Source organism: Caballeronia zhejiangensis (genome assembly GCF_000698575.1).
Taxonomy (GTDB): Bacteria; Pseudomonadota; Gammaproteobacteria; order Burkholderiales; family Burkholderiaceae; genus Caballeronia; species Caballeronia zhejiangensis.
The window spans coordinates 134,135-149,543 of sequence record NZ_JFHD01000004.1 but is presented as its reverse complement, the minus strand read 5'-3'; the positions used below and the strand labels follow the sequence as shown (position 1 = coordinate 149,543).

The following is a 15,409-nucleotide window of genomic DNA, read 5'->3' as shown; positions in this document are numbered from 1 at the left end:
GCCCCCGGAAATCGCGGCGGGCCATCTGCTTTGATTTGGCCGGCGCCGATCCGTGCAAGCCGCTTAGGGATGCGGCCGGAAAGCAATCAAGACTTTGCGATCATCAACTCCGTGCTGCACGGATGCGATCCACGGTCGCTACCCCATCGGCGCCCCAACCTCTACTAAACTGGGTAGCGTACTCCTGCAAGCTCAGTGAGGGCGGCGCGCAGTTAGCTAGCTGATCCGCGCGACCGAACGCCACGGTGTCAACCCCGGAGTTGACTTGATGAACAGCGTCGTTACCAGGATGCTGATTGCGATTTCCGTCGGCTATCTAGTGGTCGGTTGCGCTGCGGTTCCGCCAGAAGCCGCAATACCGGCTTACCAAAACCGGGCCGTGACACGCGACGAGGCCGGCATCGAGGTTTCAACAGCCGTGCTGTCCTCAGAGGAAAGCGCGGCGGTGTACGGTGTCCCGCTTGCCGAAAGAAGAATTCAGCCCGTCTGGATCGAGGTCCGCAATCGCGAGGACCACAACTACTTTCTCCTGTCACCCGGCCTGGATCCAAACTTCTTTCCCGCATCGGAGGCGGCAGAGGCTTTCAGCAGCGATGCTTCGCCCGACCAGCGTTCCGAGCTCGCGCGCCGCTTCCGTAGTCTCGCTTTTCATAACCCCGTGCGTCCCGGAGAGACGGTCGCGGGGTTTGTGCTGACGAATTTCAACGCGGGCGCGAAGCTGGTGCAACTGGATCTCGTCGCGAGCGGACACGCTCGGACGTTCTCCGTTTTTGTATCCGTACCTGGGTTTGAAGCCGACTACAAGCGTAGTCAGGTCTTCAGACGGGCGACCGATCCGCAGGAGCCCACTGTAAATTACACGGACGACGCGAGCTTTCGAGAAGCGCTCGAAGCACTGCCCTGTTGCGCAACTGACGAGGACGGCTCAAAGAAGGGCGACCCGCTCAACCTGGTGATCGTCGGCAGCCTCGACGACGCCTTTCCCGCACTCGTGCGGCGGGGCTGGAGCCTCACGGAACGAAAGTGGTCGGGGGCAATCGAGCGGATGATCAGCGCCGCGTTGTCGGGCCAAGCGTACGTCAACGCGCCGGTGAGCGACCTTTACCTGTTCGGACGCGCCCAAGACCTCGCGCTTCAAAAGGCGCGGGGCGACATTCACCAGCGCAACCATATGCGGCTCTGGCTCAGCACGATGCGCTATCACGACAAGCCTGTGTGGGTTGGACAGATCAGCCGCGATATCGGGATTCGCCTGACGTGGCACTCGTCAACGTTCACGACACACAAGATCGACCCGGAGGTGGATGAGGCACGCACTGCGCTGACCGAAGACATGGCGTATTCCCAGAACCTGTTCAAGATGGGACTAGTGACGGGGGTGGGTGCCGTGTTGGAAGCTGCGCCGCGAAGGAATTTGACGACCGACCCGTATTACACCGACGGCTTCCGCGTCGTGCTGGTGTTCGATCGCACGCCGAGGCCGTTATCGCAGATCGAAATCTTCCCGTGGATCACTCCGTACAAGGTACTGCGGGTGACGCCAGGAGCGAGGCCATGACCATCCAGCAGACCTTGCGCAGGCGACGGTCTAATGCAGGACTCGCGCTATGCCTGGCGCTCGCGCTGGCCGGCTGCTCGACATGGCAAATTCCGCCCGAGGCGGACGCTGAGCCGTTGCGTCAGCGCGAGGTCAGCGCCTCCAGTCGCGGCGTACGCGTGAGCGCAACGGTGCTTAGCGAAGAAGACAGCAAGCGGATGTATGGTGCCGACGTCAACAGAACGGGAGTGCAGCCGCTTTGGCTCGAAGTGCAGAATGGGACGTCGCAGGCGCTGTGGCTTTTACGCTCGGGCACGGACCCGGACTACTTCTCACCTCATGAAGTCGCATGGTCAATGCATACGCTGTTTGGCGGCGCAAGCAACAAGCGCATGGACGACTATTTCCGTGATCTCAGGTTCAACAACCCCATCCCGTCGGGGGAGACACGATCGGGCATTTTGTTCACCAACCCCGATCAAGGCATCAAGCTCGTCAATGTCGATCTGCTGGGAAACCAGACGCTGATGCCCTTCTCGATCTTTCTGCGTGTGCCAGGCGGCACGATGGATCCACGGCTGTCGCAGATCCCTCTGCCACCCTCTGCCACTGGAATCATGGACTACCAGGACCTGGCGTCGCTGCGCGCGGCGCTCGAGCGCCTACCATGCTGTGCCACCGACCCGAGCGGGACTATTCAGGCCGATCCGCTAAATGCCATTGGCATTGGCCAGCTCACCGACATCGGGGCAGCGCTGGTGCGGCGCGACTATCGGCGCGATGCGCGGGAGTTTGACCTCGCGCAGCGCGTCTTCGGTCGGGAACCGGACTTTGTCATGCGCAAGCAGGCGCAGGCCGGGGCGCCCGCAAACTGGATCCGGGGATGGCTCGCTCCGATCCGCTTTCAGGGACAACTGGTCTACGTCGCGCAGGTCGGCGGCCCTGTCGGCGGGCGCTTTGCACCCCGCGATAAAAAACGCCTCACTCTCCACGAGAACGTCGACGAGGCACGCAACTTTCTGATGCAGGACCTGATGTATTCGAGCGGCCTCGAAAAGCTCGGATTTGTGAACGGTGTTGGCCCCGCACCGCCGACTCGTCCTCGTATAACCCTTGACGGTGCGACTTACTATACGGACGGATTGCGCGCGGTCGTGTTCTTCGCCACCCGGCCGCGGAGTCTGTCGGATGTCGATTTTCTTGAGTGGGTCCCCTATCTGGAAGAGCCAGATACTCGTCAAACTGGAGCAACCGGCAATGCGAGTCAGTGACTCGAGATCGAGATGGGCGCTCATTCAATTCAAGCGTCAGGTTGCCGCTGCCTTCGATGCGTGCCGCCAGATCAGCGCTTGGTTAGCGACGATCACGTCGTGCGTTCTCTTCGGCGCATGCGCGGCGAAGCCGCTTATCCCGTACTCGGCCGATACACCCCCGATGGTTCTCATGCCCGCGTCTCAGGCTGGCGTCATGGATAAGCGAGGGCGCTTTCGGGAAATTTATTGCGCGGTCCTCGAAGCACGCGGTGCAGCGCTACCCGACTACCGCCCGTGCGAGCAAGCGCTGACGCGGGTCGGCGCAGAGTCCCCTGGCACCGGCGAGCCCGTCGAACTTGGCCAGTCTAGGCGGCACCTGATTGGGGCGGTGGTGCATGGCGTCGGCTACGATTGCTTCGATCCCTGGCTGGATACGCCGGATACCGTCGTGACGCATCTTCGCGAGTATGGCTTCGATGCAGCGCTCATCAACGTCGACGCGCTGTCGAGTTCCACTAACAATGCACGGCAAATTCGCGACGCGATCATGGCTATGCCGGCATCGGAGGACGCGCCGCGGCTCGTGTTGATTGGTTATTCGAAGGGGGCGCCCGACATTTTGGAAGCACTGGTCGCCTATCCTGAGATACGAAGCCGGGTGGCGGCGGTGGTGAGTGCCGCCGGTGCGATCGGCGGCTCCCCGCTCGCCAACGACGCCGACCAATATCAGGCCGACTTGTTGCGATATGTTCCGGGCGCAACCTGCACATCGGGCGATGGTGGTGCCGTAGAGAGTTTGAGACCTGCGACTCGCAAAGCGTGGCTCGCGCAGCATCCGCTTCCGGCTGATCTGCATTACTACTCGGTCGTGACGTTCCCGCAGCCCGAGCGAATCTCCTCGATCCTGAAGTCGAGCTATGACAAGCTCGCGCGCGTCGACTCGCGGAACGACAGTCAGGTCATCTTTTACGATCAGGTTGTCCCCGGCAGCACGCTTCTCGCCTACGTCAATGCGGATCACTGGGCGCTCGCGGTGCCTGTTGCGCGGACCCACCCTACGATCGGGGCGCTCTTCGTTACACAGAATGCGTATCCTCGCGAGGCGCTGGCAGAGGCGATTCTGCGCTTCCTGGAGGAGGATCTTGGCGTGCCGATCCGCTGATTAGCTGGCAGTCGTCTGTCAACGAACGCGTTCGGGGCCGTTTCAACCGGTTGATGCAACCCAATGTACACCGGTCCGGCGTCGGTCCGGTCTCGACCTGAACCGGCCGCTGGAGCGGTCACACTGCGACTTGGTCGAACGGCAGAAACCGGCCGGTTGCGGAATTTAGCACAACGGCCAACCAGCTAACGAAAGGGTGAGGAAGTAAATCCGTGCAGCCATATGCGTTAAGCGGCAACCATCTCTGCAGACGTCGTTCGTCCGTCAAGGCTGTAACGTGTCCGGAAGGCGGCCCGTTCGCTGGCTCGTGCGATGGACAGCTTACTGCGCCCCGGATTGCGGCGATTCCAAGCTTTTCACGGCGTTCCTGATCTCTTGCAGAAGCCGGCTTTGTTGATACGGCTTGCGTAGTCTCGGTAGATCCGCTCCGGTGCCCTCCGGCAGTTCCGCGTAGCCGGTTGCGAGTATGACAGGCAGGACGGGCCTGAGTGCCCGCGCCGCATTGGCTAATTCAACGCCGGTCATCTTGGGCATTGAGAAATCAGTTAGCAGAACGTCAACTTTCTGGCCGGCGCGAAGGACTTGGAGCGCGGCGTCCCCTGATGCGGCCTCGATCACCTCATGTCCAAGGTCCTGCAGGAGATAAGATGTGCTTGACAAAATAAGTGGGTCGTCATCGACGACTAGTACGGTGGCGCGCAGCTCGCTGGCGTCGGCCGGACCGTCGTCCTTCGGGTCATCGGCGATACGCTCCTCGGCAGCCGGGCGACCCGTGACAGGAAGCCAGAGCGATGCACGCGTGCCCTTTCCATACGTGCTTTCTAGACGAAGCGCGCCTTGTAGCTGACGCGCGAGACCGTGAATCATCGAAAGGCCAAGCCCCGTGCCCTTCCCCACTTCCTTGGTCGTGAAGAAGGGTTCCGTCGCTTTGGCGAGTGTCGCGGCGTCCATGCCAGTGCCTGTGTCCCTCACTGTCACCCGCACGTAGTCGCCGGCTCGCAGGTCGCCATCGCCCGCAGAATGCGCGGTATCGACGCTGATTTGGATTGCGCCGCCGTCGGGCATCGCATCGCGCGCATTGACTACCAGGTTCAATATCGCCAGTTCAATCTGATTTGTATCGACGCGAGTGAACGGCACTTCTTCGGGCGTATCGATGACCAGTTCGATCATAGAGCCAATCGACCGGTCCAGAAGGTCGGCCATGCCGTGAACCAGCGCAGACATCTGGACAGGCTCGACCTTAAGGACCTGCTGTCGCGCGAACGCGAGCAGCCGTTGAGTGAGCGCGGCGCCGCGTTGAGCGCCTTTCAGCGCGCCATCGACCAACCGACCCACTCGCTCTTCCGGCGGCACTTCCTTTCGCACGAGTTCGAGATTCGCCATGATCGCCATCAGCAAATTGTTGAAGTCGTGCGCGATGCCGCCCGTCAACTGGCCGATCATCTCGAGCTTCTGGACCTGCCGCAGCAGCTTCTCTGTGTGCTCGCGCTGCCGTATTTCCTCGAGCACCGTTCGATGCGCGTCTTCCAGTTGCGCGGTGCGCTCCAGCACCTTGACTTCGAGCGATTCGTTCACCCGGCGCAGCTGATCTTCCGACGTTTTGCGCAGCGTCACGTCGGAGCAAACGCCGACGAGCCGAACGATCCGGTCGTCGCGCACGACACGCGCCCTGACTTCAACCCAGTGCACGGTCCCGTTCCGCCAGACGTTGCGATACTCGATCGCGTAGTCGCAGCCGGTTTCCGCGCTGACCGCGATGGCTGCCTGCACCCGCTCGCGATCCTCGGGATGAGTGCTTGCAATCAGTTCTTCATAAGTAAAGTTGTCGGTCTCCAAGCGGCCGAATATCGCTTTGCAAGTCGTCGATGCTGTCAGCGTGTTGCTGGAAAGATCGAGGCTCCAGGAGCCGAGGTGTCCGGCCGTGAGTGCTATGCGAAGATGCGCTTCGCCCTCATCGAGTTCTCGGATTCGAGCCCGAGCCTCGAACTGGCGATTCCGGCCCCGCACCGCTGTTTCGACGACGCTTACGAACGTCGTCGGATGAAACGGACGCTCGATGAACGTGACGTTGCCGAGTGCCGTAATCAACCGCTCGGCCATCGGTCTGCGAACGGGACCGCTGCGCTGTGTGAGTACGACAAATGGAAGGTCCGACCACGGCGGCTGCGACGACACCCATCCCGCCAGCGTGGCGAGGTCGGCGCCGTTCAACGCTTCGTCGGCGACGATAACGCAGCAGACGTCGTCTCTCAACGTCTCGCCGAGTTGCGCTACGTTCTTGCACGGCTCTGCGTCGATCCCGGCCGCCCCCAACAGCGCCTGCGCAACGACGCAGTCGCGTCCCGACGGGGTGAGGAGCAGCACGGGACATCGCTCGGTTTCGGCCATGCGATCGTCAGTCCTTGGTTGCAGTCTTCGGCGTCAGCAGAGGCGCCGACTTTCCGACGAACGTCGGCACGCCTCGAAGCACCCCCTGGAAATCTTCCAGCGGCTCTCCGAGCGTGAGCCCCTCCGAACCGATACGGAACTCGCGGATCGATTCCTCATGAGCCCCGGTGCGCTTCTTGATGACCGACACCGCGCGTCGAACGCGCCCGATCGCTTCGAAGTAACGAAGCAGGATGACCGTGTCAGCAAGATAGGTCACGTCGACCGGCGCCTTCATGTCGCCGACGAGGCCGTGCTGGGCGACAGTCAAAAAGGTGTTCGCGCCCTGCCGATTCAGATACTGCAACAACTCGTGCACGTGCAGTACGAGCGCATTTTCCTCAGGCATGGCGGCCTGATACCCGTTCAGACTATCGATGACAACCGTCTTTACACGCGCGCGGTCGACGCTCGCACGCACGCGATGCGCGAACTCGCCCGGCGACAGCTCTGCCGCGTCCAGTTGTTCGACGTGCAGGTCACCGGCATCTCTCATGGCTTCGAGGTCGATGCCCATTGGGCGCACACGGTCGAACAGAAGGCCGAGCTCTTCATCGAAGACGAAGAGCGCAGCCTTTTCGCCCCGCCGCACGGCCGCCGTGACGAATTGGATCGCGAAGAGGCTCTTGCCGGTCCCTGCGGGGCCAAGGATAAGCGTGCTGGATCCTTGCTCGACACCCCCGCCGAGCAAAGCGTCGAGTTCCGCAACGTCGCTTGTCATTTGCGTGCGCGCGTAACTGGTTCGGTGCTCACCGGCGACAAGTCGCGGGAACACCGCCACCCCGCCGTGTCGGATAGCAAAATCGTGATAGCCGCCACGAAAATGCTGACCGCGGTATTTGAGCACCCTTAGGCGCCGGCGCTCGGCGCCATATTGCGGCGATAACTCCTCCAGTTTGATGACGCCGTGCGCCACGCTGTGCACGGTCTTGTCCGCCGCATCGGAGGTGAGATCGTCCAGCATGAGCACCGTGGCGTCGCGGCCAGCGAAGTAATGCTTGAATGCCAGGATCTGCCGGCGGTAGCGCAGCGAGCTTTGCGCAAGCAAGCGAATCTCCGAAAGACTATCGATGACCACGCGCTTCGGTTTCACGCGCTCGAACTCGCCGAGGATGAGCCGCGTCGTCTCGCCCAGCTCGAGGTCGGAGGAATAGAGCAGCGTCTGCTGCTGATCGGCGTCAAGCAGATTTTCGGACGGGCTGACTTCGAAGATGCTGATCTGTGGACCGAGCCGCCATCCGTGCGACAAAGCGCCGTTGCGCAGTTCCTCCATCGTCTCGGAGAGCGTGATGTAAAGGCATGGCTCCCCCAGCTCGGCGCCAGCCTGCAGGAAACTCAGCGCGATGGTCGTCTTGCCCGTGCCCGGACTTCCCTCGAGAAGGAACAAGTTGCCCCGGCTCAGTCCGCCAACGAGAATGTCGTCGAGCCCCGGGACGCCCGTGCGAGCGTATTGGGGCATTACGGTACTATCGTTCATCTGTTGCTCCAAGCTGCTTCATTGCAACACGGGAGAGCCTGTGTTTCGGAATTTTCGTCAGCGCCTGCTCGAGCGAAGTACGAGCGTCGCAGACATCATGCGCGGATTGCAGTTCCAACCAGTGCATCGCCGGCACGCCACAAAAGGCCTCGAGACGCACCGCCATTTCGGGCGTGATGCTCGCGCTGCCGTCGAAGATCCGGTGAAGCGTTTGACGAGCCACGCCCAGATCTCGGGCCGCCTGGCTCACCGAGAGGCCCAAATGGGGCAGCACAAAGATCTTGAGAAGATCCCCTGGATGGTGTGCCTCGTCCTGATAGCGGGTGGTGCCGGGAATCGACGTGGAAGCCATGGTGGCAAGCGTAACGCGTTGCGTGACAAGTGATCAGGCTACCATGAAGCTGGGTGAGCCGCGCCGTGAGCGTCCCGGCCCGGCCCGGCCAGACCATCTTTTCACAGATTCCCTCGCTCTGAGCCGCGACAGTGCGAAGCAAGATACGGCGCAGCTAGCCTACTCACGCCGATGCTGATGTCGCAGCGGCCTGCCGCCGCTTCAAAGCGGATTGCCTGGCAAGCTGCAATGGATAGCCGTCGCCGCGATCGCGGCTTCGCCGACTGCCACGCAGATCTGATTCAACGAATTGACTGCATCGCCCGCGGCAAATATGCCGGCCACGCTAGTGCGCTGCCGCTTATCCGCCACGATCATGCCGTCCTCATCCCGTTCGACGTTCAAGCCACTCAATAGCTCAGTTTCTTCGCGAGAGCCAAGCACGGGATAGACAATATCGAACCTCTGTCGCCGCCCATCCGGGCAGACAACGCTCAAGCGCCCGTCAGCGTTAGCCGAAGCTTCGAGCGCACCCAACGGCACCAATTCTATGGCGTTCTCTACGGCCGACGCGCGCTCCTCTTGCGTCAGCGCCGAAAGGTCGGGCGCGACGACAGCTACCTGCCTGCAAAACGTTCGGAAGAACAAAGCGTGCGACAGCGCTCGTGACGCGGAACCCAGCATCGCCGCCCGTTTGCCTTGCGCCTCGAAGCCATCGCATATCGCGCACAACCTGAGCAATCCTTTTTCGGTAAGCCGTTCGGCTCCGACGATCGGCGGTAGCCTATCGCGGATCCCGAACGCGAGCAGGACACGATGTGCCAGAGCGCTCTGCCTGTCAGCATCGCCGCTGCTCCTGTAGTCCACGACGAAGCCGGCGGACACCTGTCGTATCGCGACGACTCGGCCGGCGATTATCGGCACCGGGTAGCAATCGACCTGTCGACGCATCTTGACGATGAGTTCCTTGCCGCTGATGCCGCCTTCAAAACCAGCAAGGTTACGCACGATCGGGATCCGCGACGCTCTGCTCTGACCGGCATCGATAACCAGGGTGGAGCGCCTGAACCGGGCAAGATAGAGTGCGGCGGTCAACCCAGCCGGACCGCCGCCGATAACAACACAGTCAAAAGCCTGATCCATCATCGATTCCTTCTTGCACAACCGACATAGCCGAATCAACACGGTGCGCGGTTCACTAACAAGCCTTCGTGGCAGGGTTGAGCAATTCCGATTCCCAAAAGTCCCATGTTGGAACCCGACAATCAAAGTGATCGCGACAGTGCGTACGGGTCGCAAGCACCCGACCCGTCGAGCCACGCTGCCGATTCGACATGCGCGGAGTTAGCAAGCGGGTCTCGTGCGCGGCAGCCCAGGCAGCCTTCGACTTCGTCGAAAAGCGAATCTCGTCTTTCGTCTCAGTCTCAGGTCGAGGCACCGAAAGCGCGCTTCGTGGGAAGGACACCGACGTTCGCGCGGGCCGCCCGCTTGCGGGTGGGATGATCGCGACGCCAGATCAACCAGCAATCAGAACGGGTGCGCGGTTCGGTGGCCAAAGGCAACCCGCCGTCCGCCTGTCACAGCGTTCCGACCGACTGTGTTTCACACTGAACGGTGCACCGATGTTCGGACATTGTGTCGCGAGCCGGTCGGCCAACCGTCTGTGGATCGGTGGCCGTGCAACTTTCAGCACGCGTCTTGAATATAAGAGGCCGGGTTCACTTCTTGAAACAGCGGCAGGCTGACGCCGGTCGCCTTGTCATCCGCGAGCGCTCTGCTGCCAGGCAGACCCTCGGTGTTCGGATCGCGCGGTTTGTGGACGCCCGCGTTTGTACTTCCGCGTTGACGTTCCGCTTCCTCGCATTTCGTACATGCGCGCTGAGTTGTGACGGGCGGCAGTGCCCGTGGCAATGAGCACGTACCTGTGGTGAAACCAGTCGAACATGCCTAAAGCCAACATCACTATTCGAACCATGACAGCGGAGCCGCTTCCCGAGCACGACCTGATAACCGCACTGATGCAGCGCCACGTCGCCGTTCTCGATGCCCGCGTCGCACCCGATGGCATCAACTTCGTTTGCGAGGCCGACATCGGCGCGCTCAGGCGCTGCGCCGAGCATCTCGCGTCGCTTTCCTTCGTCGGCGGCGTCTCGCTTCAACTGTGTCAGGCCGCGGCATCGCCCGGCGGCAGCGGAACATGAATCCGGCGCTCGCGCAGCACTTCCTGCTCTACGGCGTGCTTCCGTTGTGGCTCGCCGCCGGCACCGCGGACGCGCTTTGTCACCGCTGGGCGAATCTTCCCGAGACTGCCGGCGTGCGCGAATCGCTGATGCATATCGCCCAGCTAACCGAAGGCGCCGGTGTCGTGCTGTGCGCGTTGTTCCTGCAAATCAACGCGTTCGCGATCGTTGCGATGGCCGCGCTCATCGTCGTCCACCATCTCACCGTGTATGCGGATCTGCGCTACGCATCGGCGACGCGCGTCATTACACCCGTCGAGCAAATGGTACATAGCGTTCTTGAGATGGCGCCGATCGTCGGGCTAGCCATCATTTGTCTCGCACATCCCGATGTCTTCGCCAGACTGTTCGATAACGCCGCTGGTTACACGCCCGCATGGCGCGATCCTCCGTTGTCCTCGACGACCGTCACAGCCGTGCTGATGCTCTGCGCGATATTCGGCGTCGTGCCGTACGCGATGGAACTCGCAGCGTCTATCCGCGCTTCGCGCAAGCGGCAACGGCGGAAGACGGGTGCCGCCAGCGAGTCCGTCATGCGCTAGGCACGCGCCATGCGCAGACCGAGTCGTGCAGCGAGAAACGACGACTTGGAGCAAGCATGCAGAACGCCGAAGGCAACCCGACCCAGGCCCAGCAGAACGAGATGGCGGCAAAAAGCCCCGCCAAGACACCGGCGACAGGCACCGCATCGCCCGATGCCGCCACGCAGGCAGCGGAGTTCGGCCGCGACCGCAATGCTGGCTCGGCCGAGCCCGGGCAGCGCAATGACCCGTCGCCGCTGCCCGACATCGACCATGCTTCGATCGCGCGGGATTCCGGCGATCCGGTGCAGCGGGCGAACAGCCGCATCGTCGGCGTGGATTCGCAAGGCATGGGCTCGACGGACGATACCGTGGACGCGGACGCGAAGTCGATCGAGGCGCGCCGCGATCTGTCGGGCTGGCACGACAACGTCATCACATCGAACGCGACGCTCGAAAACAACGTGCCGGCGCCGGCCGCAGGACTGGGCGGCATCGATAGCCGCGTGACGGGCAATCTCCCTTCCATCTTGCCGAAGCCGGGCTATCGGGTCGTCGTTACGGAAACGGTGTACGCCGAAGAGCGCAACGGTTCACGCGCATCGCACGTGTTCAGGCTGGAGCGCGAATAGCCCGGGCCGCACCACGAGGAGCAAGCGATGAGTTTCTTGCAGCGTCTCTTTCATCGGCGCGAGCACGCCGTCAAGACCGATCTCTATGTGTCGGACTTCGAGCAGTTTCTGAATCGGCTCAAGCACGATCATCCCGAACTGGATCGCGAACAGATGCTCGGACGCGCGCTGCTGTGGGACAAGCTTCCACAGTTTCCGAATTCCGGCGATGTCGCCGCGAAGGAAGGCGAGCTGAGACAACCTTCGTATGTTTATTACAGCCGGACGGATTGAACCGCGTGCCTAGAGCGTCTTCGTGACCATCAGCCAGAAGATGCCGACGAACGCGACGAACGCCATCACGCCGAGCGCGATCCATGCGGACATGAGGCGCCAGTAGCGCCTCGACAGCCCGGCGTCGGATACGGCGCAGGCTTGCGCCTCGGCGGCGAGGCGCATCTGCAGCCACACGACGGGCAGCCAGCACGCGATCGCGACAACGTAGAGGCCGATCGACCAGGCGAGCCAGGGACTCGAAACGGGAAAGCCCGTGAGCCGCATCATCAGATAGCCGGTGAGCGGTTGAACGATGGCGGTCGGCGTCGTGAAAAGCCAGTCGGCCAGCACCACGAGCCGCGACACGCGCGCGACGGTCCGTGCATCGCGTCCGATGCTCGCGGCGAGCAGATAGAACGCGGAGCCGATTCCGGTGCCGAACAGGATCGTCGACGAAATCACATGCATCCACTTGATCGTCAGATAAGTCACGTCGAGCCCTTTCCATCAATGTTCATCAGCAGTAAGAGTGCGGCGATCATCGGCAGATTCTTCGACAGCGGGCCATACGGATGCAGCCAGAACTCCGGCAAGCGCCAGGTAATCAGCACCGAATAGACGACGATCAACCCGATCTGCGCCCACCAGAGACGGCGTCGCGGTCCGAGCCGCGCGGGCCACGCGAAGCACAGCACGCCCAATAGCAGGTCCAGCAGCGCGGCCGAATACAGCAGGAAGAGGCGCGTGCCTTCGGGCGCGCCGACTCGCGCCAGCAAGTCGAGGCTCGCCGCTCGCGGATAAAGCCAGGCGGACACGATCGCGGTCCATATCCACACCGCGCCGATGGCGCCCGCCAGCAGCGGCGCGAGCCACGCGAGCTTCGCACGCAGGCCAAGCGTGGCGCGTTTCGACGGCTCATCGCCGAGCGATCGCGGCGGCCTGCCGAGCCATCGCTGCATGCCATCCGCCGATGCCGCGTTGCCCCGTTCCAGCATCGCGAGTGCATCGGGGCTCATCAGCGCGCCGGGCAAGCGCGCGCATAACGCGGCGGCCGTCTTGACGAGCGGCATCGGCACCGGCATGAACAAGGGGGCACCGGCGGAGCAAAGCCGATTCAGCAGACGCAAGTATTCCTTCATCGTCACGGGTCTCGGACCGACAGCCGCCACCGTCTCGCTCGCGGGGGCTGCGCTTGCGCGCGTCAACGCGCCGCGCGTCACGAGTTCGACCACATCGTCCACATGAACCGGCTGCACGACCTGCGCGCCCGACCCCGGCAGCGGCACGACCGGCAACGTCGACCACGCGGCGAAGAACTGCGTGCTGCGTCCGTCTTCGGCGAACACGAGCGAAGGCTGCACGATCAACGACGAGATGGGCAACGCGCGCAACGCGTCGTCGGCGGCTTTCTTGGAGCGGTGATAAGGCGTCTGTGCGCCCCCATCCGCGCCAAGCGCCGATATCTGCACGATGCGGCCGACTCCCGCCATCACGGTCGCCTGGAACAGCGCGATCGGCGAACGCGTATGGATGCGCGAGAAGTCGTGTCCGGTCCGGTCCTCGAAGATGCCGGCGGCATTGATGACCACATCGACGCCTTCGAGCAGCGGCATCACGCTTGCTGGGTCGAGTTCATCGCTCAAATCGAGCGCCACGAAACGGCAGCCTCTCACGGCGCCTTCGCCGCCAGGCGCATGGCGCGCGGCGCACCTCACCGCGTGTCCTTGCGCAACCAGCGCCGCCGCGATGCGCGAGCCGAGGAGCCCCGTGGCGCCTGTCAGAAAAATGACCATGACTGAAGACATCGACCCTGTGACGGATATCCTGATTCCCGGCTCCGTTGCCGGACTGTTATCGACGGCGGCCCTTGCGATCTGTGGGCGTCTGCACGGCAAACGCGCAAGCGCGCCGATCAGCGCCGTCAGCCACTGGTTATGGCCGCAAGAAGCAAACCAGACCGCGCGGCCGGAATGGCGCCATCTGCTTGCCGGTCTCGCCATTCACCAGTCGATGTCGATCGGCTGGGCCGCCTGCAATGCGCTGGCTGTCGCGGCCGCGCGCACATCGCCGAGACTGCGCGGCGGTGCCGCGCAGTCTCACGGACAACGCGTCGCACTCGCCGCAGCGACGACGCTTGCCGCAGCGGCCGGCGATTATATCGTCGTCCCCAAGCGCTTCACGCCCGGCTTCGAATATCACCTGCCCGCGGCGCACATCGCCGCTGTCTATTTGGCGTTCGGCGCGGGACTGGTTGTGCCCTTTCTGTCGAAGCGCCGCTGAATGCGCAGCCTCGCTCGCTGCAATCCGCGTCGTGGACTCGACGTATCCGCTCGCGCGTGCAACCGACGCGCATCGGCGGATGGAATCGTCGACGAATGTCGGCAAGATCATTCTGTCAGCGGCTACGGCAATCAGTCAGGCGTGATCTCGCCATCCTCCTCGCCCATCCAGTAGTGAATGCGCTCGGCGCGAACCTTGATGAGTACGATCCCCGGCGTTTCGAAGCCTTTCGAGAACCATTTCTCGATGTCTTCGTTCCAGTGATCCTTCATCGCCGGTTTCTCGCGAATGAGCTCCGCGCGGCCCTCGACGGCCACGAAAAGCGGCGGCGCGCCGTCCGGGTTCGCGCTGCTCGTGAAAGTCAGCGCCACGGTCGCATCGGCCTTGATCTCCTGCACCGTATGCGTTTCTTCGAGTGTGAAGAAGTAGCTGTCGCCGTCGTATTCGACATCGCGGTTATTGCTCATCGGCCGCGCGGCGATCTTGCCGTTCAGCGAGCGCGTCGAAAGCATCGCGAAGTCGATCTCCGCCATCTTGGTTGCGAGATCGTGCAAAGTCAGTTGGCTCATGGTGCTCTCCGTGGGTTGATCGCGTATCTTCCGCAACCCGCGTGCCGGTTCGCATCGGAGAGCCGCGCCTTGCAGGTCTGCTCAGTCCGCCGAACGGTGATAGCGCGCCACGTAGCGCGCCTGGCCGATGACTTTCCCATGCATCTGATAGGCGACAAGCGCGGGACTTGAATCCGCTTTGACATCGAGGCTCGAAACGGTCAAAGCCGAAGCCGTCACGATGTATCGATGCGCTTTGCCCGGCGGCGGGCACGGTCCGCCATACGCCGAAGCACCGAAATCGGTCAGCGTCTCGATTGCACCTATCGGCAGCACTCGGGCATTGCCCGACGCGCCTTTTTCAATCGATGTTTGCGACGGCGGAATGTTTGCCACTTGCCAGTGCGTCCAGCCCAAACCGCCGGTGGGTGCATCCGGGTCGTAGATGGTGATGACGATGCTCTTCGTGCCGGCCGGAACATGCGACCACGAAATGCGCGGAGAGACGTTTTCGCCATGACAGCCGAATTGACCGTACACCTGTTCATTTTCGAACCGACCGCGATTCAGCCCATCGACCTTGACAGTGAAGGAATCTGCAACCGCAATGGCGGGTACTGTTGCAAGCAAAGCCGTGCAGCACACGGCTGGCAGGAGACCGTTGAGTTCCATATCGTGTCCGTTGTATAGAACCAGTAGAAGAAGGCCGCTCACTGACTATCATTGCCAGTGACGCGGATGTC

The 15,409-nt window shown here is 62.5% G+C and carries 16 protein-coding genes and 1 pseudogene; 9 read left to right on the top strand and 8 right to left on the bottom strand.

What is annotated here, in order from left to right; all coding sequences use genetic code 11:
- The first annotated feature begins 268 nt into the window (after window positions 1-268).
- The 3 genes from BG60_RS08620 to BG60_RS08610 are packed head-to-tail and all read left to right on the top strand — an operon-like array spanning window position 269 to window position 3,952.
- Window positions 269-1,558 carry an LssY C-terminal domain-containing protein gene (locus BG60_RS08620; RefSeq protein WP_008345537.1) on the top strand — a complete coding sequence of 430 codons (1,290 nt, stop codon included), beginning with the start codon at window positions 269-271 and terminating at the stop codon, window positions 1,556-1,558.
- Entirely contained in the window at window positions 1,555-2,808 is a 1,254-nt protein-coding gene (locus BG60_RS08615; protein WP_034471152.1) for an LssY C-terminal domain-containing protein, read from the top strand. Before BG60_RS08620 ends, BG60_RS08615 begins: the two co-directional genes overlap by 4 nt.
- Window positions 2,795-3,952, top strand: a complete 1,158-nt coding sequence (locus tag BG60_RS08610; RefSeq protein ID WP_008345539.1) for a lipase family protein — start codon at window positions 2,795-2,797, stop codon at window positions 3,950-3,952. Before BG60_RS08615 ends, BG60_RS08610 begins: the two co-directional genes overlap by 14 nt.
- 321 nt (window positions 3,953-4,273) lie before the next feature.
- Here BG60_RS08610 and BG60_RS08605 read toward each other — a convergent pair whose 3' ends face one another.
- From BG60_RS08605 to BG60_RS08590, 4 genes are all read right to left on the bottom strand, one after another.
- Complete coding sequence (locus BG60_RS08605) at window positions 4,274-6,343, bottom strand: hybrid sensor histidine kinase/response regulator (protein ID WP_008345540.1); 2,070 nt, start codon at window positions 6,341-6,343, stop codon at window positions 4,274-4,276.
- 7 nt (window positions 6,344-6,350) lie between these two features.
- Complete coding sequence (locus BG60_RS08600; RefSeq protein ID WP_033535654.1) at window positions 6,351-7,859, bottom strand: ATPase domain-containing protein; 1,509 nt, start codon at window positions 7,857-7,859, stop codon at window positions 6,351-6,353.
- Window positions 7,849-8,211: a HigA family addiction module antitoxin gene (locus BG60_RS08595; RefSeq protein ID WP_008345543.1), complete on the bottom strand. Its 363-nt coding sequence runs from the start codon at window positions 8,209-8,211 to the stop codon at window positions 7,849-7,851. Before BG60_RS08595 ends, BG60_RS08600 begins: the two co-directional genes overlap by 11 nt.
- Before the next feature lie 201 nt (window positions 8,212-8,412).
- Window positions 8,413-9,336 carry an NAD(P)/FAD-dependent oxidoreductase gene (locus BG60_RS08590; RefSeq protein WP_034471109.1) on the bottom strand — a complete coding sequence of 308 codons (924 nt, stop codon included), beginning with the start codon at window positions 9,334-9,336 and terminating at the stop codon, window positions 8,413-8,415.
- Window positions 9,337-10,133: 797 nt separating this feature from the next.
- Here BG60_RS08590 and BG60_RS08585 point away from each other — a divergent pair.
- From BG60_RS08585 to BG60_RS08570, 4 genes are read left to right on the top strand one after another with little or no spacing between them, the layout of a single operon-like run.
- Window positions 10,134-10,391: a hypothetical protein gene (locus tag BG60_RS08585; protein WP_144403552.1), complete on the top strand. Its 258-nt coding sequence runs from the start codon at window positions 10,134-10,136 to the stop codon at window positions 10,389-10,391.
- On the top strand, window positions 10,388-10,972 hold the full coding sequence (locus tag BG60_RS08580; RefSeq protein WP_008345549.1) for a hypothetical protein: 585 nt from the start codon (window positions 10,388-10,390) through the stop codon (window positions 10,970-10,972). The genes BG60_RS08585 and BG60_RS08580 overlap by 4 nt, the downstream gene beginning before the upstream one ends.
- A 56-nt stretch (window positions 10,973-11,028) precedes the next feature.
- Entirely contained in the window at window positions 11,029-11,583 is a 555-nt protein-coding gene (locus tag BG60_RS08575; protein WP_008345556.1) for a DUF3005 domain-containing protein, read from the top strand.
- 27 nt (window positions 11,584-11,610) lie between these two features.
- The gene (locus BG60_RS08570) at window positions 11,611-11,856 is read left to right on the top strand and encodes a DUF3460 family protein (RefSeq protein ID WP_008345557.1); all 246 of its coding nucleotides are present in this window, start codon (window positions 11,611-11,613) and stop codon (window positions 11,854-11,856) included.
- A 9-nt stretch (window positions 11,857-11,865) separates the two neighbouring features.
- Here the strand turns inward: BG60_RS08570 and BG60_RS08565 are convergent, their stop codons facing one another.
- Entirely contained in the window at window positions 11,866-12,330 is a 465-nt protein-coding gene (locus tag BG60_RS08565) for a DUF2269 family protein (RefSeq protein ID WP_008345559.1), read from the bottom strand.
- Window positions 12,327-13,631 (bottom strand): SDR family oxidoreductase, encoded by a 1,305-nt coding sequence (locus BG60_RS08560; protein ID WP_008345562.1) that lies wholly within the window; start codon window positions 13,629-13,631, stop codon window positions 12,327-12,329. The genes BG60_RS08565 and BG60_RS08560 overlap by 4 nt, the downstream gene beginning before the upstream one ends.
- On the opposite strand from BG60_RS08560, the gene BG60_RS08555 reads away from it, so the two are divergent.
- Window positions 13,630-14,118, top strand: coding sequence for a hypothetical protein (locus BG60_RS08555; protein WP_008345563.1), 489 nt, complete (start codon window positions 13,630-13,632; stop codon window positions 14,116-14,118). The two genes, BG60_RS08560 and BG60_RS08555, sit on opposite strands and share 2 nt — an antisense overlap.
- Window positions 14,119-14,146: 28 nt before the next feature.
- A pseudogene (locus tag BG60_RS08550) lies at window positions 14,147-14,263 on the top strand (zinc-binding dehydrogenase); the annotation flags it as partial.
- Here BG60_RS08550 and BG60_RS08545 read toward each other — a convergent pair.
- Together BG60_RS08545 and BG60_RS08540 are read right to left on the bottom strand one after the other, a co-directional pair.
- Complete coding sequence (locus tag BG60_RS08545; RefSeq protein WP_008345574.1) at window positions 14,250-14,687, bottom strand: pyridoxamine 5'-phosphate oxidase family protein; 438 nt, start codon at window positions 14,685-14,687, stop codon at window positions 14,250-14,252. The pseudogene BG60_RS08550 and the gene BG60_RS08545 sit on opposite strands and share 14 nt — an antisense overlap.
- A gap of 81 nt (window positions 14,688-14,768) precedes the next feature.
- Window positions 14,769-15,338: a YbhB/YbcL family Raf kinase inhibitor-like protein gene (locus BG60_RS08540; protein ID WP_008345576.1), complete on the bottom strand. Its 570-nt coding sequence runs from the start codon at window positions 15,336-15,338 to the stop codon at window positions 14,769-14,771.
- Between the last annotated feature and the right edge of the window lie 71 nt (window positions 15,339-15,409).